This window comes from [Clostridium] clostridioforme AGR2157 (assembly GCF_000424325.1).
Classification (GTDB): domain Bacteria; phylum Bacillota; class Clostridia; order Lachnospirales; family Lachnospiraceae; genus Enterocloster; species Enterocloster clostridioformis_A.
Genome location: NZ_AUJR01000048.1, coordinates 1 through 18,826, shown reverse-complemented (window position 1 = coordinate 18,826; position 18,826 = coordinate 1). Strand labels below are relative to the sequence as shown.

21 protein-coding genes, 1 tRNA gene and 2 pseudogenes are annotated in these 18,826 nt (G+C 46.1%); 6 read left to right on the top strand and 18 right to left on the bottom strand.

Features of this window, described 5'->3' with window-relative positions:
• Positions 1–285: 285 nt before the first annotated feature.
• Positions 286–1,905: a mannitol dehydrogenase family protein gene (locus G614_RS0118610; protein WP_027643153.1), complete on the bottom strand. Its 1,620-nt coding sequence runs from the start codon at positions 1,903–1,905 to the stop codon at positions 286–288.
• 242 nt (positions 1,906–2,147) lie between these two features.
• On the bottom strand, positions 2,148–2,297 hold the full coding sequence (locus G614_RS32015) for a hypothetical protein (protein ID WP_166430224.1): 150 nt from the start codon (positions 2,295–2,297) through the stop codon (positions 2,148–2,150).
• Between the two features lie 417 nt (positions 2,298–2,714).
• Here G614_RS32015 and G614_RS0118590 point away from each other — a divergent pair, with 417 nt between their 5' ends.
• Positions 2,715–2,933, top strand: coding sequence for a helix-turn-helix domain-containing protein (locus tag G614_RS0118590; RefSeq protein WP_002587772.1), 219 nt, complete (start codon positions 2,715–2,717; stop codon positions 2,931–2,933).
• Positions 2,934–3,092: 159 nt separating this feature from the next.
• Here the strand turns inward: G614_RS0118590 and G614_RS28045 are convergent, their stop codons facing one another.
• The 10 genes and pseudogenes from G614_RS28045 to G614_RS34585 all read right to left on the bottom strand — a co-directional run.
• Positions 3,093–3,941: an energy-coupling factor ABC transporter ATP-binding protein gene (locus tag G614_RS28045; protein WP_044918244.1), complete on the bottom strand. Its 849-nt coding sequence runs from the start codon at positions 3,939–3,941 to the stop codon at positions 3,093–3,095.
• The gene (locus tag G614_RS0118580) at positions 3,938–4,792 is read right to left on the bottom strand and encodes an energy-coupling factor ABC transporter ATP-binding protein (RefSeq protein ID WP_027643152.1); all 855 of its coding nucleotides are present in this window, start codon (positions 4,790–4,792) and stop codon (positions 3,938–3,940) included. The genes G614_RS28045 and G614_RS0118580 overlap by 4 nt, the downstream gene beginning before the upstream one ends.
• A complete protein-coding gene (locus tag G614_RS0118575) occupies positions 4,780–5,556 on the bottom strand; it encodes an energy-coupling factor transporter transmembrane component T family protein (RefSeq protein WP_027643151.1) in 777 nt (258 codons plus the stop codon). The genes G614_RS0118580 and G614_RS0118575 overlap by 13 nt, the downstream gene beginning before the upstream one ends.
• A gap of 11 nt (positions 5,557–5,567) precedes the next feature.
• Positions 5,568–6,182 (bottom strand): ECF transporter S component, encoded by a 615-nt coding sequence (locus G614_RS0118570; RefSeq protein ID WP_027643150.1) that lies wholly within the window; start codon positions 6,180–6,182, stop codon positions 5,568–5,570.
• On the bottom strand, positions 6,179–6,943 hold the full coding sequence (locus G614_RS0118565; RefSeq protein ID WP_027643149.1) for a nucleoside phosphorylase: 765 nt from the start codon (positions 6,941–6,943) through the stop codon (positions 6,179–6,181). The genes G614_RS0118570 and G614_RS0118565 overlap by 4 nt, the downstream gene beginning before the upstream one ends.
• 10 nt (positions 6,944–6,953) lie before the next feature.
• Positions 6,954–7,628: a Crp/Fnr family transcriptional regulator gene (locus tag G614_RS0118560; protein ID WP_022200405.1), complete on the bottom strand. Its 675-nt coding sequence runs from the start codon at positions 7,626–7,628 to the stop codon at positions 6,954–6,956.
• Between the two features lie 210 nt (positions 7,629–7,838).
• A complete protein-coding gene (locus G614_RS0118555; protein WP_027643148.1) occupies positions 7,839–9,287 on the bottom strand; it encodes a glycoside hydrolase family 32 protein in 1,449 nt (482 codons plus the stop codon).
• A 64-nt stretch (positions 9,288–9,351) separates the two neighbouring features.
• A complete protein-coding gene (locus tag G614_RS0118550; RefSeq protein WP_027643147.1) occupies positions 9,352–11,283 on the bottom strand; it encodes a sucrose-specific PTS transporter subunit IIBC in 1,932 nt (643 codons plus the stop codon).
• A 196-nt stretch (positions 11,284–11,479) separates the two neighbouring features.
• On the bottom strand, positions 11,480–12,466 hold the full coding sequence (locus G614_RS0118545; RefSeq protein ID WP_027643146.1) for a LacI family DNA-binding transcriptional regulator: 987 nt from the start codon (positions 12,464–12,466) through the stop codon (positions 11,480–11,482).
• A 193-nt stretch (positions 12,467–12,659) separates the two neighbouring features.
• Positions 12,660–12,740: pseudogene (locus G614_RS34585) on the bottom strand (YccF domain-containing protein); the annotation flags it as partial.
• Between G614_RS34585 and G614_RS35085 the strand changes: the two are divergent.
• Both G614_RS35085 and G614_RS0118535 read left to right on the top strand, forming a co-directional pair.
• Positions 12,740–12,935: pseudogene (locus G614_RS35085) on the top strand (transposase); the annotation flags it as partial. The pseudogenes G614_RS34585 and G614_RS35085 overlap by 1 nt on opposite strands.
• 377 nt (positions 12,936–13,312) lie before the next feature.
• Positions 13,313–13,385, top strand: a tRNA-Ala gene (locus G614_RS0118535).
• Between the two features lie 117 nt (positions 13,386–13,502).
• Here the strand turns inward: G614_RS0118535 and G614_RS0118530 are convergent.
• From G614_RS0118530 to G614_RS0118520, 3 genes are all read right to left on the bottom strand, one after another.
• Entirely contained in the window at positions 13,503–14,198 is a 696-nt protein-coding gene (locus G614_RS0118530; RefSeq protein WP_027643145.1) for a cell wall hydrolase, read from the bottom strand.
• 182 nt (positions 14,199–14,380) lie between these two features.
• On the bottom strand, positions 14,381–14,605 hold the full coding sequence (locus G614_RS0118525) for a hypothetical protein (protein ID WP_027643144.1): 225 nt from the start codon (positions 14,603–14,605) through the stop codon (positions 14,381–14,383).
• A gap of 151 nt (positions 14,606–14,756) precedes the next feature.
• Positions 14,757–15,020 (bottom strand): hypothetical protein, encoded by a 264-nt coding sequence (locus tag G614_RS0118520; RefSeq protein ID WP_027643143.1) that lies wholly within the window; start codon positions 15,018–15,020, stop codon positions 14,757–14,759.
• Positions 15,021–15,236: 216 nt separating this feature from the next.
• On the opposite strand from G614_RS0118520, the gene G614_RS0118515 reads away from it, so the two are divergent.
• Together G614_RS0118515 and G614_RS0118510 are read left to right on the top strand one after the other, a co-directional pair.
• The gene (locus G614_RS0118515) at positions 15,237–15,896 is read left to right on the top strand and encodes a DUF3298 and DUF4163 domain-containing protein (protein WP_027643142.1); all 660 of its coding nucleotides are present in this window, start codon (positions 15,237–15,239) and stop codon (positions 15,894–15,896) included.
• A gap of 158 nt (positions 15,897–16,054) precedes the next feature.
• Positions 16,055–16,381, top strand: coding sequence for a GNAT family N-acetyltransferase (locus G614_RS0118510; protein WP_080664555.1), 327 nt, complete (start codon positions 16,055–16,057; stop codon positions 16,379–16,381).
• A gap of 164 nt (positions 16,382–16,545) precedes the next feature.
• Here the strand turns inward: G614_RS0118510 and G614_RS0118505 are convergent, their stop codons facing one another.
• From G614_RS0118505 to G614_RS0118495, 3 genes are all read right to left on the bottom strand, one after another.
• Complete coding sequence (locus G614_RS0118505) at positions 16,546–17,166, bottom strand: CatB-related O-acetyltransferase (RefSeq protein WP_027643140.1); 621 nt, start codon at positions 17,164–17,166, stop codon at positions 16,546–16,548.
• Complete coding sequence (locus tag G614_RS28035) at positions 17,132–17,887, bottom strand: conjugal transfer protein (RefSeq protein ID WP_044918240.1); 756 nt, start codon at positions 17,885–17,887, stop codon at positions 17,132–17,134. Before G614_RS28035 ends, G614_RS0118505 begins: the two co-directional genes overlap by 35 nt.
• 133 nt (positions 17,888–18,020) lie before the next feature.
• On the bottom strand, positions 18,021–18,284 hold the full coding sequence (locus G614_RS0118495) for a CD3324 family protein (protein ID WP_027643139.1): 264 nt from the start codon (positions 18,282–18,284) through the stop codon (positions 18,021–18,023).
• 256 nt (positions 18,285–18,540) lie between these two features.
• Here G614_RS0118495 and G614_RS28030 point away from each other — a divergent pair.
• The coding region (locus G614_RS28030) for a helix-turn-helix domain-containing protein (protein ID WP_242828136.1) at positions 18,541–18,826 on the top strand (286 nt) is incomplete at its 3' end.

Below are 18,826 nucleotides of genomic sequence, written 5' to 3'. Positions count from 1 at the left end.
AATTCCCATTTCCATTCTTAATCTATATTAAAAAGGCAAATGCCTGTAAGTTCAGTGAATCAGACATAAACATCCGTTCGTTCCCACTATAATACCATATTCTCCCTGTTTTGTATATAAAATATAACTTTTTTGTTACAATTTCATTAATTTCTCCCACATTTTGTAAATATCTACGTCTCCCATCAACAGCAGAAAACGCCCGGACAGCGGCTGTATGCCATTGTCCGGGCGTGCGCCGGGCCGGCCTGGGGCCGGAACCCATATTTTATGAATCAAATGGGTTTATGCCTCTGCCAGGTGTTTCTGAAGGGCAGCCCTTACAGCCCCCTTGCCTGCTATCAACTCCGCGAAAATGCTCTCCACATATTCGCCCAGCCCTGCCTCATACAGGTCCACTCCGAATATCTTGGCATCGCTTAAAATTGGCTGGAGCACTTCGTGTACATTGCATGGCTCTCCTACCTTCACGCCCTGCAGCTTCTCAGCCAGTCCCTCATACATTGGGTCCGGGCTCACGGTAAAGGTATTGCCCTCATCGTCTACACCTAACAGGTAACGGCACCATCCTGCCTGAACCATAGGTATGAACTTAAGGGACTTCACATCCAGCTCAGGTCTTGCCATATACTCCTTGATGGTCTCTCCGAAACGGATAGACAGCTTCTGGGAGGTATCGCAGGCGATTCTCTGAGGCGTATCAGGCATGAATGGGTTTGGAACCCGAATCTGTAAAACTTCGTCAATAAACTTCTCAGGAGAAAGGATACCCGGATTCGTAACCACAGGAAGACCTTCCTTGTATCCAATGATTTCCACCAGCTTCACCAGGTCTGCATCCTTCATCTCCTCGCTGATTTTGGTGTAGCCCAGAAGGCAGCCATATACAGCCAGGGTAGTGTGAAGAGGATTCAGGCAGGTGCACACCTTCATGCGCTCCACCTTTTCAACCGTATCCCTGGTAGTGAACATAACGCCTGCCTTTTCAAGCTGGGGGCGTCCGTTGGGGAATGCATCCTCAATAACCAGATATTCGGCCTCCTCTGCATTTACAAAAGGAGCCACATATGTGTTCTTGCTGGTGACAATGCTCTCTGTATCCGTGAAGCCAGACTCCTCCAGCATTTTCTTTACGCTGTCATCCGGACGTGGGGTAATTTTATCAATCATGCTCCATGGGAAGGAAACCTTGGCCGGATTCTCAATGTACTCCAGGAATCCCTTAACAGCCCTGCCGTTCTCCGTCCATGCCTTTGCATAGGCATCCACAGCCGCATACAGCTTATCGCCGTTGTGGGAACAGTTATCCATGCTTACCAGTGCCAGAGGAGCTGCCCCATGGGTATATCTCCAGTAGCACAGGGCTGCCAGCTTGCCGATATAGCTGTCCGCCTGCTCCGGGCCAGCCTCAAAATCAGCCGCTACGTCTGAACGGAAGGAACCGTCTGCTGAAGTGATGCTGTAGCCTTTTTCCGTGATGGTAAAGCTGACCATCTGCAGGGTACTGCTGGCAAAAATATCCTTTAGGCGGTTCCAGTCAGCCTCATCCTGACGGTCCACTGTCAGGGATTCCGCAAGGCTTCCAATCACGGTCTTCTCAATGGTGCCATTGGCTTTCAGTGTAACCAGGAGGCTTAAGTCATCCTGAGGCCTGTATGCCTTCTTAATGATTTCATAGTCATAACCTTCTGCAACAATGATGCCGGTTTTTTCCACACCATCGTTCAGCAGCTTCTGCTGACGCGCTGCCGGAAATGCGCGGAAGATATTGCCTGCACCGAAATGCACCCACTGCGGGCATTCCCTGGTAGCTGCCTTCATGGCTTCCCTGTCAAATTTTGGAAGTTCTATTCCTGCTGCTTCCCACTCTTCCTTATTCCTCAGTTCACTGTCTAATAAATGCATAACCATTCCCTCCTGTGTTCGTTGATTTCATGATTTAATATTACCACCCGGCGGGCGAATAATCCATATCCCTTTTTGTTCAATACATTGCAAAACTTGCTGTCAGCATCCGGCTGTTTTGTTAAAAACAATGGTGCCTGCTTTTCATCCCGGGTTTCACTGCATTAAAAAAGACCAGCATCCGTGCCGGTCTCTCCTCGTAATAACTGCTGAAATCCAAAAAATTCTGCGTCGTTGCTGAATCATCGCTGATACTGTACCACCGCTGAAACATTGGAATTCTCTGTCTGGTAAAACAAATCATCCCCGTTAGCCGCCATTGCATTCACCAAAATCAGCGTCGCCGCAAGCATGGCCCATGCAAAGCCGCCCAGTACCTTCCTGACCTTCATTTTACTCTGCCTCCTGGATTCATAAGCCTGATAACTGAAAATTACATGCTTAGTTTCACTCCGTTATCCCATTATACAAACTTTCAGGAAAAAAGCAAGTCCTTTTCCTCTTATACTGTCCTATATTTTTCATAAAAGCTTGTTCTTTCCTTCCTTAGAATTTTTTTCCAAGAGGGGGAAATAACCGGATTCCAGCGTTTATTAAATAGATTTTAAGGAAAATGAAGGGCAATGGGGCAATGGATTCTGTCCGCCTGACATACGTCCATCCCTCTTCCCTTACGGCTAACATGGTATTTTTCACCTTTTTTGTAGGCAAATTCTGCATATCCGAGAAATGAACCATTTTTTTAGGTAAACTAAAATTGCCTTATTTTTCTATTTACATAATATACACGTAAGAAAAGAGGATACACCGTGATTACATATGAACCTTTTTGGAACACGCTCAAGAATTCTGATGAATCCACCTACACCTTGATTTATAACCATAACCTGTCAAGCTCCACCATAGACAGGCTCCGGAAGAACAAACCCTTAAGCACCACCACGCTCAATGACCTCTGCCGCATCCTGGACTGCGATATCAATGACATCATATCCTATAAACGTTCTGAAAACGACCAGTTTTTATAGAAGGGCTCCGAAAATGATGCGGGCGCGCTAAAGCCAGTGGGATTGCGGTCGCCCTATTTCAAGGCCTTCCTCGCTTTCCCACCGTTCAATCCAGGCCACAACACCGGATTCCTCCTCGCCAATTTCATAGCTGAGACAGCCCGGTGCCCGGCCCGGGCCTTATAACCGTTGGTACGGCGGCCGATCCGCCCGTCTGCCTCCTGATAACGGTTGCTTTATCTTGAAATTTATAAATTCCTCAGGGGACAAAAAAACCTCGCTGTATCCCAGTTCATGGCACAATCTGGTGGCTCCGGGCTGCTCCAGATATGCCTGCTCCAGCATATCCTTCTGTCCAAATACAGCCCTGGTATCCCCGTCCAGAAGTACATTCCCCTTTGCAAATACAATAGCCCGCTCAAACGTTTCCGCCACAAAATCCATATCATGGAGAATGGAAATAACAATTTTGTGTTCCCTGTTAAGCGCCTTCATAATGGCCTTAATCCTCTCCTTGCCCATATAATCCTGGGCAATAGTCGGTTCATCAAATATGACTACATCCGTGTCCATGGCTATAATTGCTGCAATGGATACCATTTTTCTGTCGGAAAGTCCCAGGTCATAGGGATTTACCTTTTCGGTTCCCTCCAGTCCCACCATGGCTAATGCCTTTTGGGCTGATACTTCTGCGACCTGTCTGTCCATGCCAATCTGCAGGGGCCCGAACATCACCTCATCTATTACCGTATTCTTAAATATCTGGTCATTGGGATTCTGAAACACCAGTCCAATGTCCTTTGCCAACTGAGCTGCCGTAAAATCCGACAGGTCCTGGCCATTAAACAGAATGTTCCCCTGTGTAGGCCGCAAAAGTCCCTTTAACAGTTTAACAAAGGTAGTCTTTCCTGCCCCATTCTGCCCGATGATGGCAGTAGAGCGCTCGTCAATAACAAGATTGATTCCTTTTAAGATTTCTTCCTTTTCCGAATATGAAAAATGCAGCCCCTTTATGTCAATCTGGTTCATACCATCCCCTCCTGTCCGTATGTAAGAAGCGCGCCTGCCTCTTCCAGGGTAACCGGATATTGGTCCGTCTCTTTTGTCTTTATTCCAAGTTCCCGGCATATCCTTGTATAGGAAGGCGCGATTACACCATGTTCCCTTAAATCATTCCTGGAAAATATAGCTCCGGGTGCATCAAAATCCACCAGTTTTCCGTCATCCAGCAGCATGACCCGATCGCTGTAGGCTGCAATTTTCTCCATCTTGTGTTCTACCATAATGATAGTGATTCCCTGCCGGCTCAGTCTCTGAACCGCTCGGAACACCTCCTCGCTTCCCTGCGGGTCCAACTGCGAGGTTGGTTCATCCAATATGATAACCTCAGGCTCCATGGCAATGATGCTGGCAATGGCCATCCTCTGCATCTGTCCCCCTGAAAGGTCAAAGGGCGCCCTGTCTTTAAACCGGATAATATCCAGTTCCTCAAGGCTTCTGTCAATGCGCCGTATCATCTCATCCCTTGGTATGCCGAAATTCTCCAGACCAAATGCAATTTCCTCATAGACAGTCAGTTTGGAACCCGTCACCTGGTTAAATGGATTCTGGAACACGATTCCCACCTTCCGGCATAAGTCATCCACCTCCACATGCCTGACCTCGATGTCATCCACAAAGACCTTCCCTCCGTATGCACCCCTATAAAAGTTGGGAACCAGCCCTGTGAGGGCCTGGCAAAAAGTACTCTTACCTGAGCCATTCCTTCCTATAATACCTATGAACTCCCCTGCATGGATTTCACAATTGATTCCGTCCAGGGCAAGGCGGTCTGTATGGGGATACCTGTATTTCAGATTTGTTACTTTTATCTCAGCCATGTCATAATCCTCCAACCAATTGCTCCCACAATACCAAGAATCAGAAATCCCTGAATCACCTTGTCCAGTGTGGTCGTATGCTGTTCATTAAGAAATGTCTTCCTGTTTTTTGCATTAAATCCACGCACCTCAAGCGCAATGGCCCGCTCCTTTGTATCTATAAAAGAGCTCATAATAACTGGTGAAATCAGAGGAAGAAATGCCTTCATCCTCACCAGAAGGTTCCCCTCTGTTTCCATTCCCCTGCTTTTCTGGGCATCCGTAATGGTTGCCATTTTTTCCGTAATCTGCGGAATCAATTGGAACAAGGAAATAAACACATATCCAAATCTGGGCGAAAATCCTCTGCGCACAAAGTTCTCAATCATGTCGGACGGTTTGGTGCAAAGTACCAGCACGCAGAAGCAAAGGATGATATTAAACACATTAATGGCGATATCCAGAGCAAACATAAGGCCTTCTTTATAGAAGGTAAGCCCCCAGATGCCAAAGAGCGCTGTTTCGTTCCCAGCCCGGAACAATCCCTGAATCAGCAGCACGGTGAGTACCACAAAACCAGACACACCTAAGATAGGTATGGTTTTTCGGATTACGCCGGAACCAAACAGCAGCAATGCGCTTAAGAGGATGAATCCCGTGCTGGCCATATGATTCCCCATGAAAATCGGGATGAAAACAGCGGACAGAACATACAGAATCTTGCTTTCAGGCGAAAGCCTGTTTAAAAAAGAGTTCTTTTCCTCATATAAACTTATACTTTTCATTCATCTTCTCCTTAGTCCAGACTTTCTATTTTGCTGTTGCTCTGATACAGGGACAGAATACTTTTGGGAAATCCTCTATACAGTCCCGCCACCAGCAAAAGCACCACGATTTTGTCCGGAAGGTCCACCACGATTTCATCCGCCGTGGATGCAATCCAGGCTGGAAGCCCCTGAGACAAGGCTCCTGCATATACAATGTCTCCCCACAGATTACCTGTTGTTCCTCCCCAAAACATCATGTTCAGGGGGGTGGATACGATAACAGCAGCCAGGCCTGCCAGAACACCGGTTAAGATAGTCCCCCTCAGGTTTTTCATCAGACCATAATACGACATCAGTCCCACCACAATTCCAAGGGCCGCCTGTGAAAGGGCATATACTGTAGATATGGGGTCCATGGTAAGGCCATATATCAGATTGTTGGCAGCTCCTGCAATCGCCCCCACAACCGGACCGGCAAGACAGGCTGCAAGGCAGGTTCCAATGGAGTCCAGCCAAAGCGGCAGTTTCAATACGCCGGCAAACAGCTTACCGATATAATTAATCCCCACTGCAGCAGGTATCAGTACCAGCGCGGCCGTATTAAATTTCAGGGACCAGGGGCTGTTATAATTTTTTTCTTTCATCTTCCCGCCTCCTGTTCACGGACTTTTTCTTCCATGCGCACAATTGTTTCCAGGGCCAGAAGGATTTCATTCTTTTCTCCCTCTGCCGCCTGGTGAATGCCCTCCACGTATCCATTGATTTCCTCCCCAAGATTCCCCTCGAACAGGCTGACCGTATTCAGGACGGACGCTGTCTTGACGCCTCTTAACGCGCCTATGGTGAACAGCGCCGCAGTCTCCATATCCGCACCTAATATTCCTTTTTCATGCCAGTAGGCATCAATCTCATCCTCCCGGTCCGTATAAAAGCTGTCATGGCTTCTGCATTTACCTATACGAAAGGGAAAATGGAATGTTTTCGCTGTCTCAACCATGCACATAAGAAGCTCCGTATCAGGCACCGCCGGATACTGCTCCTCTACATAGGACCTGGAAGCGCCGTCATCCCGGACAGCCCCATGAATCAGAAGCAGGTCTCCCATATGTATATCCTTCTGCAAAGCGCCGCAGCTTCCAATCCGTATCATATTCTTTACGCCTATGTGATGCAGTTCCTCCACCGCGATTCCCGTGGACGCCCCGCCCATTCCCGTGGAAACGGCCATGACCCGGACCCCCTTATAGATACCGCTGACGCTTTTATGCTCCCTGTTAAATGCAATCTCCTTAACATCCTCCAGAAATCCCTTAATCCGTTCTACCCTTGCAGGGTCTCCGGGAAGGATTGCGTAGGCTGCGCCATCCTGCCTGCTGCATCTGATATGCGGCTGTAAACTATCCATACTGTTCCTCCTAATTTCTTTCTCTGTTCAGGGCATCGTAATCCTTTATGGCAATATTCCCCTTATTCAGTTCAATAAGGCCCTGTTCCTTCAGTTGTTTTAAAATGCGATTCACACTTCGCTGGGTCACTGCCATCTTCTGGCTCAGTATTTCAGATGAGACCACGAAGCGCAGTTTACCGTCTGTTCCCGCATTGCCTACCAGGTACTGGCAGATTCTCTGCTTCAGCGTATAAAGGGTGTTCTGCCCCATATTCGCACACATCCGGTAAGAATTGCTGCACAGGGTCCGAATCATATATTCATTGAAGTTATTGTCCATGCGAATCCATTTGACAAAATAGGTCCGGTCCAGCTCCAGCATGGTCACATCACCCCTGGCCTCCACACGGCTTATATAGCCAACCTGGGAAAACAGTTCCAACTCTCCTATGTAATCCCCTTTTGTATAGGTACACAATAGATACTTCTTACCGTGCTCAGATTCCACATAGATATCCGCATAGCCAGAGGCTACAATATAAAATGTATTGTATATCTCACCCTGTTTCAGCACGAACCGGCTATCCTTGTATTTCCTTACTTTAAAATTCCGCAGGATTTCATAAGGACACTGCCGCAGAAGCTGGAACAGCACTTTATCTTTTTCCACAAGTTCCAGTAACTTCAATAAATTTTCATCCATTTTTGTATTCCTTTCGGCCGGTCATGGAATTATTATATATGAAAAGCAGGAATAAAGTATAGGATTTATGTCTCCTAACTATTTCTTCCTGCCAGTCTTTTTATAAATGCAGATGCAATCATTGGACAAATGTCCTTTTGAATTTTCCACTGTCTATCGCCTTGCCGGGTGAACAGGCGCTAAGGCCAATGCCTAGTAGCTCCTTGAACCTTATTCATATATAAAACCATTCAGTCCATAGACAATCCCATTTCCGGAACAATCTCCTTCCATCCGCATGCCCGGGTGGGAACCATATACCCTTGTGGTAAAGACCTCCCGGCCTTCGTTTACAAATATTTCCAGCGAAGTGGTGTCTGAAAAAATATGCAAATCCGTAAGTCTCTCCAGCGGGACGCTCCGTCTGGTCCTGCCGCTTCCGCAGGTTCCCATATCCAGGGTCAGCAAACCATTTTCATAGGATAACGTCACATCTCCCCTGACAGTCAGGCACATGTCATGACAGGTCACAAAGGATATGCATCCTTCAAACACAAGCCCTGGCTCCACGCCCTTGTCAAGTTCCTCAAAATCGTAATCCCTTCTGTCCCTGCGAAGCTCCCTCATCTCCTCCAGAGGCTGCTGCAAAAGGCGTCCTTCCCTCATATGGAGCTGCCGCGGCATGGTAAGGGCATGCTGCCATCCGGCGTTCACCGTTGGATTGGTGTAATCCGCATCCGGAATCCCCATCCAGCCTATGAGAATGCGCCGCCCCTTTTCATCCAGAAAGGTCTGAGGCGCATAGAAGTCAAATCCCCTGTCCACCATTCCAGGCAGCTGGGATTTCAGCTTGCAGGTATTTTCCCTGAAATCATAGTCCAGGCAGAAAACCGTACACTGATGCACATTCTGATACTCTGTTCCCATTGGCTTCACGCCCTGAGGGCAGCAGACCAGACAGAGCTGTCCGTCCAGACAGAACAAATCCGGGCATTCCCACATATAGCCAAAGGTTTTGTCCGTAGTGATTCTATTAAAATACTCCCATTTTTTTAAATCCATTGACCGGTACAGGAGTACCATTCCCTTGCTGTGCACATCCCTTGCCCCCAGTACCATATAATAAAACTCCCCTTCTTTATACACTTTAGGGTCCCTTATGTGGCAGCTCATGTCATCCGGATAATCTCCGTGATTCATCACCAGTTCCTTGGCAGAAAAATGATACCCATCCTGGCTGGTAAAATGAATGGTGTTGCTCACCCGGCCGCCCATGATATAATCGTAATCATCCCGGTCAAACAGCTTCACATTGCCTGTGTAAAAATAATGGATGGTTTTGTCCTCCACATAAGCTGAACCGGAATATACGCCATGGGCGTCCATGTCCTGATCCGGAAAAAGCACCGGCTCCTCCTGTTTATAATGGATGAAATCCCGGGTGGTATAGTGACCCCAGAGCTTAATCTCCCCTGTAGGCTCAAAGGGTGTATACTGATAATAAATATGGTACAGTCCCTGAAACTGGCAGAGGCCATTGGGGTCGTTCAGCCAGCCGGTTTCAGGCATCAGGTGGTAGGCCAGGCGGCTGTCATCCGCCTTGACCATTTCCCTGTACTCCCTGTTTTCCCGGTACCATGCCTCATAGTCCTCCCTTCGGACCTTTTCATATTTTTTCAAGCTGCTTCCTCCTTACCGTCACCATGTGTTTACGCTGTCTTCATAGCCTCTGCCACCGCCATGTTTATTCTGTCTTCACTGCCTTTACCGCCACATTTTTGGCATCTGCCTGTTCACCAGGATATACGGTCACATCCAGATTTCCTCCCTCAGGCAGAATCATCATAGTCTGCGGATTCATTCCCTTTTCCCGAATCAAATCCAGGTCAGCGGCAATCAGTTTATCGCCCTTTTTCACCTTATCTCCCTGTGAAACAAAGGTCTCAAATCCCTGGCCATCCAGTTGTACTGTATTGATTCCGATATGGATGAGCACCTCCACACCTGTCTCAGATGTGATTCCCACTGCATGCTTTGTGGGAAACAGCAGGCTTACGATACCGTCGCACGGCGCACATACCATACCCTCTGCCGGGTTAATGGCCACGCCATTGCCCAGGGCCTTGGATGCGAAAACCTCATCTGCGGACTGCCCCACATCCAGGACCTGACCTTTCACGGGAACATAAAGCTCGGTAACGGTTTCCCGGCCCGCCGCTGCCTTCTGAACCGGTTCTATTCCCTCAGTTCTGCTTCCCGCCTTTTTCTCCGAACCGTCCTGCCTGTCAAGGGCAAACTTTTTCCAGAACACCATGGTAAGGACAAAAGAAACGCCCATGGACAAAATGATTCCAATGGCAAAATTCATATAGTGGTCGGGCTTCATGGAGATAAATCCAGGAAGTCCTGCCGCGCCCAATGCCTGGGCCAGAGTCTTGGTGGCTGCCAGATAGGCGCTGCCTGCTGCTGAACCGGCCATGGCAGCGTAAAATGGATACTTCAGTTTCAATGTCACACCGAACATGGCCGGCTCCGTGATGCCTAACAGGGCAGAGATGCCGGACGCGGAACAGATGGATTTCATTTTATCATTCTTTGTCATGAGAAGCACTGCCAGAACAGCTGCTCCCTGGGCCACATTGTTCATGCTTGCAGTTGAAAATATGAAGCTGCCGCCTGTATGGGCGCTGTCAGCCAGAAGCTGGGTCTCAATGGCAATAAAGCTGTGGTGCATACCGGTCATGGTAATGGGGGCATATGCAAACCCAAAGAAAGCTCCGCCCACAGGTCCCAGTGTATTGTACAGCCATGTGATGCCTGCTGCCAGCAGATTGCCCGCCTCCCTAAGCACAGGTCCCACGCAGATAAAGGTCAGGAAAGAGGTCACCAGGATGGATAAAAGAGGTGTTGTCAGGTTATCCAGCCAGGATGGCGTTACCTTGTGCAGCCGCTTTTCAATATTGGCAAGAATCCATGAAACAGCCAGAACAGGAAGTACGGTTCCCTGATATCCGATGGCAGCTATCTGAAAACCAAAGATATCCCATGCCGGCGGCTGTGCCAGACCAATCTGGTATGCGTTCAGCAAATCCGGATGGACCATAATCATTCCCATAGCAGCGCCCAGGAACGCATTTCCGCCAAACTTTTTAGTGGCGCTGAAGCCAATAAGTACCGGCAGGAACGTAAAGGGCGCGTTTGCAAAGGTGTTGATGGCCGAAGCCAGTCCCTGCCACATGGGATACAGTTCAATAATGGACTGCCCGTTTATAAGCGGGGATGTCAGCAGGTTGTTAAGGCCCATGAGAAGACCGCCTGCCACAATGGCGGGAATAATGGGCACGAAAATGTCGCTTAGCATCTTAATAAAACGCTGGACCACATTTCCCTTTCCTTCCTCTTTTTCCTCCGGCTTTTCCTCCAATGCCCCCAGCTGCTTCTGTACTTCATCGCAGACCATGTTTACCGTACCGGAGCCAAATATAATCTGGAACTGGGATTGTGTGAGAAACACACCTTTTACCCCTTCCAGGTCGCTGATTGCCTCCTCGTCCCGCAGCTCATTGTCCCTGAGCTGGAAACGAAGTCTGGTAGCACAATGGGTAACTGACTTAATATTGCTTTTTCCGCCTACATACTGAATGACCAGGCTTGCCGTTTTTGCATAATCCATCATATTCCCTTCCCCTCTTCTTAACTATACTTTCATTCATGTTTTGGTATCGGTTCCATACTTATATAATAGGACTTTTACCCCAAAAAGTCAACATTTTATTGGCACCGGTCCCATTTTTAGTTGTAAAAAAATAGCTCCGAAGTTTGTGCACTTTCCACAATTTCTCTTCTATTTCTTCCTATACCCCGAAAATCCCTTATTCTTTCACGCTTTCGCCTTCAATTATCCTATAATCCACTATCTGTTTTTTTGGCACCGGTTCCTGATGTATCATCTTCAGAATGGTCTCCGCCCCCAGGTAGCCCAGGCCGTAGGAGTCAAAGCGCAGGGTTGCCAGTTCAGGCTTTAACAGAGTACTTTCGTCATATCCTCCGAAGCCTGCCACGGAAACATCCTCAGGAATCCTCAGCCCCCTCTCTCCCAGAACATAGTATGCCCCAAAAGCCAGACGGTCCGTGGCGCATATGATTGCATCCACCGGGCCCTGGTCCAGGATTTCCTCTGCCATGCGGATTCCGCTGGCGTAGCTGTAATCCCCGATGGCCGTTACCACATTTTCCACGCCGCATTCTTTCAGGCCGTCCAATACGCCCTGCTTACGGTTGATACCCACAGCCACATCCAGGCCGGATACTCCCATATACCCAACCCGGGCCGGGCCGGCCTTTCCCACACGGACTCCCATAGCTTTTCCTGCCCCGTAATCATCGTGGACAATACAGATTCCCCCGTCATAGTCCTGGGCCACCACCACCACAGGCACAGGGCTTTCCTGAATCAGCTTTCTGTGCTCCTCTGTTATGGTAATGGCGCTCAGTATGATACCGTCCACCTTCAGCGTAATCAACCTTTGGATGTTCCTAAGTTCCAGGTCCACGCTGTGGTCCGAGTCCTTAATCAGGGTTTCATACCCCTGCTCCCTCAGATAACGCCCAATGCTGGTCACCACCCGGCTGGACACTTTGGAATTAAGGGTTGGAAGGACCACCCCAATCACATTGCTTTCCTTGGCCTTTAATCTGGCAAATGTATTTGGCTCATAATTATACTCCCTTATGATTTCCTGAATACGCTCCCTGGTGGATTCCTTAACACTGCCTCCGTTAAAATATCTGGATACCGTACTCTTAGTAACCCCTGCCATATTGGCGATATCATCCATGGTAATCTTTCTTGGTGACATTTCCATCCCTTCTCTTTCATTTGATGTTTATCCAGAGAATACGACAGACGCAGTCTCCCAGCATGCCCTGTAAAACACGCCCTGGGACAGCTGCGTCTGCTTACCTGCTATCTCTTATTCATTAGTATATCAAAATTGAGGCATTCTGTCCTCTGTTATCGCAAAAATACCGCGGCCTTTTTATATCAAACCTTTAAATAACCTGGCTTCCGAAGGGCATCAAAGCCAGTTTTGCCAGCTTGAACTGCTGCAGGCCAAAGGGTATGCCCACTAAATCCGTGCTCCCCTGATATCACTATTAAATATATCAGCAGATATCTGGGCCGGCCCGTCATTGCCACTTCCAGGATTGATGCCTATGATGTGACTTCTCCACTATCAGCGCCATGAAGAACATGAAACTGTAACCGAATGCATCTCCGCCATTGACTTTATCAAACGCCTGATTGTGCATATCCCTGACAGACATGGCGAAGTTACATCTTCGCTCTTTTGCTATGCCATTTTTTATTTCAAGTCTATTATACAAGATTGACGGATGTAATGATGATTGTCAACTAATGAAAGTTATACAGAATATGCCTGATTATGAGAGGAGCCGACATGATATAATCATGCCGGCTGAGTATGAGAGAAATCTATGTCAAAAGGAGTAATTCCTTGTTGAAAAAGAGTATACATGAAAATTGTGACTAAAGTTTGAGCAGAAGCTAAATTAAGAATAAAATTCCTTAAGGATTAAAAGCGGGAGATTTAACATTTTATACGGAATTTTCAAAAAGTATGAATAATTAAAAAAATAGTACTTGATTTTCATCTGGATTTATGGTATTATCTACGAGTGTTGGGGCATTAGCGCAGCTGGGAGCGCGCCACACTGGCAGTGTGGAGGTCACGGGTTCGAATCCCGTATGCTCCATTGAATATCTACCGACAAACTTTAATACAAAAATGGCGCTCCAGTACGGAGGGCCATTTTTGTGTATATACCTGAAAATGCGTAAATATGAGGCTTTCACTGGTATTCCACCTGCCATCAATAACAATAACTGTGATATCTGGTCCTCAGGTATTCTCCCCTGCCCTGTCTGCCTCCTGACTGCCAGACCACATTCCTCGGCAAGATACTTCCATTTTCCAGAAGCCACTTTGCATTGGCCCAATTGCTTGCTGTGGGTTCACGGTAGTAATTTCCATCCCTGGTGCAGGAATACTGCCCCGGTGCAAATACAACACCCTTGATTGTACCGGGAAACCGGGGATGATTCACCCGGTTCAATACCACGGAGCCCACCAGCAGCTGCTCATCGTCCGGGCAGTTCTGCGCCTCGCCGCAGATTACATGAGCCAGTATATAAAGGTCCTCTTCGGAATAAGAAGGATGCCTTATCTCAATACCTGAGAGACATTTTGTTTCAATATATGCATGTCCTGCCTCTGTTGTTATCATTGACCAATCGCCGTATTCCCCCAAAACCTCAAAGGATGTATTCAGTAATGCCTGGTCCAAAACCACTGCCTCTGTGCTGGGTTCCTTATAAATATTGATTCCGTCCTGATTGGCAAATTTGATTGTCTTATGGGCTGCATCCCGAAGAGCGGTCTTTAATTCATTAACCACACCCTGTGCGGCGAGTACCATATCTGTCCCGTTTTCTTCTGCCTGCGCTGTCATAGGCACTGCCAGTGATATGGCCAAGGCCATGGCTCCCAATATAACGATTCGTTTCATATTTACTCCTTAAAATGTTTGAACTGCCCTGAGTCAGATACCCGCGAACTGCCCATGGCATTTGCTCTCTATTATATTCTGTCCCAAAATTAGCAATCCAAACATATTTAAGGTAATTATTGGTTAAAAAACGCCGCAAAGTGACGGCCTAGTTTATTCACGTATCAGCCACCGGTCTGCCTTTAAAAATGAAACGAGTACCCACACCTGCACTCAATCTCACCTGTATTATAAATCTCGCCCTTCAAACGCTTTATATGGGCCTTTCTTCCACAGAGAGGACATACAAAATCCGCCTCCCCATATCCACCGGTGTTCTGTAATGCCTGCAGGGATGCCCTTATGAAACAATATAGGTTCTCAATAGTCATCTCCTGTTCCAGGTTAACCCTGCAACAATTTTCCATTTTTATAAAACCACCTTTCTGTTTTATCATGATGTCAGGTATTGTTTGATTTCCATTCTCCTATGTGACAGACATCGATCAGCGCCGGAATGCATTTCCAAAAACGGCCTTAAAAATCCTGTCTTTGTAAAATATGTCCTCGAAAAACCAGCTATGAGAATGCTTGCTGTAAACCTGTCGGCACTGGCATCCGCTTCTTTGAAAAATCCAGGAAGGACACACTGTAAAATCCGCTCTCTTCCTCGTCTGCAGTCTGGGCCTTATGCCAGATATCCAGTGCCTTCTGAACCGTTATCTCTATATCATGGTAATAATAGAGGTTAGCGCTGGTATGGGTCACGACGTCTTCAATCAAAAGCCTGGCATCCTGGTTCTCAAATAAAACTTCATTCAGATTGTCCTTTGTGATTTTCATATGGCTACCTCCAATATATTTTATGTTCTGCTTCATGGATTATCCCTCTCAGCTCCGCATGAGAACATATGTTCTTTTATGTTCTTATAATATCACAAACATACGTTCGTGTCAAGACGGAAAACAAAACACAGGAATGTCCCACTGAAACCATTAGTCAATCATACATGGCCAACCATGCACATATATTGTAAAAACATATCATATGAGGCTTTTATGCAAACCATAACCCAACATATCCTGGCAGACCAGATGGATTACCGGGATTCTATTGTTCTTAACTGTCAGATTCGTTACCCGCAATTAGATGCTTCCTGTAACCAGGAGACCATACAGACCATAAACCAATATTATGCCACACAGGCAGCCGAAAAAGGCAAATACTGCAGGACCGTATTGTATCCCCAGGCAGCCGAAGAAGCAAATTACAGCCGCGTCCGTAATTTCCCGTTCTTTCCATATGAATTTAATATAAGTTATGTGGTGACTTATAACCAGAACTGTATTTTCAGTCTCTATATGGAGCAGTATACATTTACAGGCGGAGCTCATGGCTCCACACTGCGGACGTCTGAGACATGGGATGCTGAGTCCGGCAAACAAATGACACTCAGCGACTTTTATCAAGACAATCCCTCCTATATCCAGGATATCCAGAATTGGATACAGCTTGAAATTGCGGAGAGACTGAAAGCCAATCCCGGCACCTATTTTGACAACTACCCTGAACTCCTTCGCAATTCCTTTCATCCTGAAAATTTTTATCTGACACCAAGGGGGATTGTCATTTACTACCAGCAGTACGATATTGCCCCCTACTCCAGCGGCATTCCGGAATTCCTGCTGCCCTTTGATACAGATAGTCCTGACAGGTAACAGCCAAAGGAAGCACTTCCCTCCTGCTATTCACCTGTTATTTTTAGCCATTTAGGGCCCCGGAAGTCCTCTGGAGGACTTCAGAGGTCCTCTGGAGAACTTCTGGAAGCCATGGCAATTCCATCTGCCTGTTGCTTAACCAGACCTTCAGTGCTATAATTACATGGCAGCGGGACGGTCAGTCCCCAATTCACAATACAGGAGGACCTGCCATGAATTTCACTTATCATCCAAATCAAATTGCCCTATATGATGAACAGGACAAACTGTTGGCTGAGGTAACATTTCCGGACACTGCTGATGGCGCCGCAGATATCAACCACACCTTTGTGGACGACTCCCTCCGGGGCCAGGGAATCGCAGGCAAACTGATGGAAGCCCTGGCAGAGCATCTGCGTTCCCAGGACAAGAAAGCTGTTCTGACCTGTTCCTATGCCGTCAAATGGTTTGAAAAGCATCCGGAATACAATGATTTAATAAAATAGCCCTTCATTCTTACTATAGTTTCTCATAGATTGTGAAACAGTTTGTAGCTTAGCAAAATGGTTACAGCAAGACGGTGTATATAAGGATGAAATTAAAAATTTTTGAAGATGGATATAGTAAGTCAATAATTATTGCCGTACGACGGCTTCCGTCGTACGGCAATTTATATCAGATGTTCAATATTTCCTGACTGTATCTCGGATATATGTTGTGCTATACGCTCCTTAGACCAATCCCACCACTTTATTTTTAGCAAAGTGTCAATCGTTTCTTGTGGAAAGCGCTTTCTTATCGGCTTCGCAGGTACACCGCCTACGATTGTATATGGGGGAACATCTTTCGTAACGACTGCACGCGCTCCGATGATTGCGCCATCGCCAATTGTAACACCTGCTAAAATGACTGTTTCGTAACCAATCCAAACATCATTTCCGATAATAATATCCCCTTTGTTATCCCATGCTTTCGTAATATCTTTCACATCTAATCCCCATTCTTCAAAAAAGATAGGAAATGGGTATGTTGAAAGAGATGATAAAGAATGATTTGCACTGTTGAAAATAAATTTTGCTCCGCAGGCTATCGAACAAAATTTTCCAATTATCAGTTTATCTTTATTTATCGGATATTGGTACAAAACGTTGTTCTTTTCAAAATCTTTTGGTTCTCTGACGAAATCGTTATACATTGTATAATCACCAATTATGATATTGGGATTGGTGATAACATTTTTCAGATAAACCGTTTCTTTATCCTTTGAACGAGGATAAACTTTCTGTTGCATGACTACTCCTTTCCTGCTCCGCTGACGGAAATACAAATCTCGTGATATGCTCAAAGTGGTTATTTTCTACATAATATACTGTCTGTTCTTTCGCAGAGTAAACAAATGAAACTCTGGTAGCCCATGCGCCCTCTTGCCGGACGGCATGAAGCAATGTGAATGCGTCGGAAATTGAAAAATCATTTTCGTATCTGTCTAATAATTGCAAAGCCCTTTCGTATCGGTCGTCGCCCTGCACAATAAATTTTTTTGTGCTTTCCGGTTTCATCAAAGAGTAATTCGTTATCAAGGAATATCGTTTATGTTCTTCCCAATACCCAATTCCCGGCTCGATTATCAATACGCGTCCATGAACATCTGATAACATCGCCTGCATAGTAGCGTCCGGAGCATAGGTAATCTTCTTCGACTTTACAATTTGAAGTACTTCGTCAAAAGAAAGTTGCGCTTTGATAAACTGCTCCGTCAAATCTGCAATCGTCATACATATTTGGCTGTCTTGATATGTTCCGTCAGGGTTTCCGTGCACATATAACAACGTTCCAACATTTCCATTTTTATTAACCCCATGATAAGAATGGTACGTTCCGTCCGGTCGCAAAATTCCGATATAGAAACGCTCCTTTTCTTCAATCACTTTATGTTTCCATACAGAAAGGTCAATATCAAAATTAAAACCTGTAATCATATCATCTCCATGATAAACAAATCTGGTACACATAGTTACTACCTCTCATAAAATCTTTCTATATTTTTCTTTTATTTTACAGCCATTGAGATAAACATTCTATACACTGTCTGATACCGAACCAAACTGAATAAAATAAGGGGCTGCACTTGGCAGCCCCTTACAGTTATTTTTGATATATAATTTTCCGGACAGCATAGAAAGATAAACCGTATTTTTCTGACAGGCATTCCATAGAAACACCGTTTTGATGTTCCTTTTTTATCTGCCTATTACGCTGCTCCAATTCTTCCCGATAACCGGAAACTTCTCCCCAACGCTTTTGCTGTTCCTGCTCGACAGGAACATAGATATATCCGCCTTGAACATAGTTCTGTAGCTCTTTTACCAATGCGTCCGGAAGAATCACTTTTGCATTAAGATATTTCATGCGGGCTTCCTCCTTGATATGATAGTCAAGTTGCAAAGCCAGCATTTTTATTTTGCGACTATTATTACTCCATGCAAATGTCGCAATCTACTGGCTTTGCATGGAGTAAAGCATCATTTTTTCTTTTGGAGTTAATACACATCTCAATCGCTTCTTTCCTTTGCTCTGAGATAAACACTAATATAACTCGATTTTAATAAGTTTACATTATTATCCTGAAATGGTATAATACTTATAGACCATTTCAGGAGGTAAAATGATGCCAAAGAGTGCTACGCCTATTTTTCTTTCCAATGATGATAAGTCATATTTAAAGTCCATTCTACAGAAGGGGACTGTTGAAGCCAGAGTCCACAGGAGAGCCAAAATCCTCTTATTAAAATCAGATGGCATGGCAGATGAAGCCATTGCTGACAAACTCGATATTTCGAGACCGACGGTAAAGCTCTGCCTGAAAAAATATATGGAATCAGGCGTGAAAGCTGCCATGGAAGACAGTAAAGGCCGTGGCCGCAGGATTGAAATTACCGATGATGCAAAGG

Bases quoted from the DNA above. Each gene is read 5' to 3' on its own strand.
- G614_RS0118530 (WP_027643145.1), bottom strand. From the start codon at position 14,198: ATGAAACGAATCGTTATATTGGGAGCCATGGCCTTGGCCATATCACTG.
- G614_RS0118520 (WP_027643143.1), bottom strand. From the start codon at position 15,020: ATGAAAATCACAAAGGACAATCTGAATGAAGTTTTATTTGAGAACCAG.
- G614_RS0118550 (WP_027643147.1), bottom strand. From the start codon at position 11,283: ATGATGGATTATGCAAAAACGGCAAGCCTGGTCATTCAGTATGTAGGC.
- G614_RS0118545 (WP_027643146.1), bottom strand. From the start codon at position 12,466: ATGTCACCAAGAAAGATTACCATGGATGATATCGCCAATATGGCAGGG.
- G614_RS0118565 (WP_027643149.1), bottom strand. From the start codon at position 6,943: ATGGATAGTTTACAGCCGCATATCAGATGCAGCAGGCAGGATGGCGCA.
- G614_RS0118495 (WP_027643139.1), bottom strand. From the start codon at position 18,284: ATGAAATATCTTAATGCAAAAGTGATTCTTCCGGACGCATTGGTAAAA.
- G614_RS32015 (WP_166430224.1), bottom strand. From the start codon at position 2,297: ATGAAGGTCAGGAAGGTACTGGGCGGCTTTGCATGGGCCATGCTTGCG.
- G614_RS0118505 (WP_027643140.1), bottom strand. From the start codon at position 17,166: ATGCAACAGAAAGTTTATCCTCGTTCAAAGGATAAAGAAACGGTTTAT.
- G614_RS0118610 (WP_027643153.1), bottom strand. From the start codon at position 1,905: ATGCATTTATTAGACAGTGAACTGAGGAATAAGGAAGAGTGGGAAGCA.
- G614_RS0118570 (WP_027643150.1), bottom strand. From the start codon at position 6,182: ATGAAAGAAAAAAATTATAACAGCCCCTGGTCCCTGAAATTTAATACG.
- G614_RS0118560 (WP_022200405.1), bottom strand. From the start codon at position 7,628: ATGGATGAAAATTTATTGAAGTTACTGGAACTTGTGGAAAAAGATAAA.
- G614_RS0118575 (WP_027643151.1), bottom strand. From the start codon at position 5,556: ATGAAAAGTATAAGTTTATATGAGGAAAAGAACTCTTTTTTAAACAGG.
- G614_RS0118580 (WP_027643152.1), bottom strand. From the start codon at position 4,792: ATGGCTGAGATAAAAGTAACAAATCTGAAATACAGGTATCCCCATACA.
- G614_RS0118525 (WP_027643144.1), bottom strand. From the start codon at position 14,605: ATGGAAAATTGTTGCAGGGTTAACCTGGAACAGGAGATGACTATTGAG.
- G614_RS28035 (WP_044918240.1), bottom strand. From the start codon at position 17,887: ATGTGTACCAGATTTGTTTATCATGGAGATGATATGATTACAGGTTTT.
- G614_RS0118515 (WP_027643142.1), top strand. From the start codon at position 15,237: ATGCAAACCATAACCCAACATATCCTGGCAGACCAGATGGATTACCGG.
- G614_RS28045 (WP_044918244.1), bottom strand. From the start codon at position 3,941: ATGAACCAGATTGACATAAAGGGGCTGCATTTTTCATATTCGGAAAAG.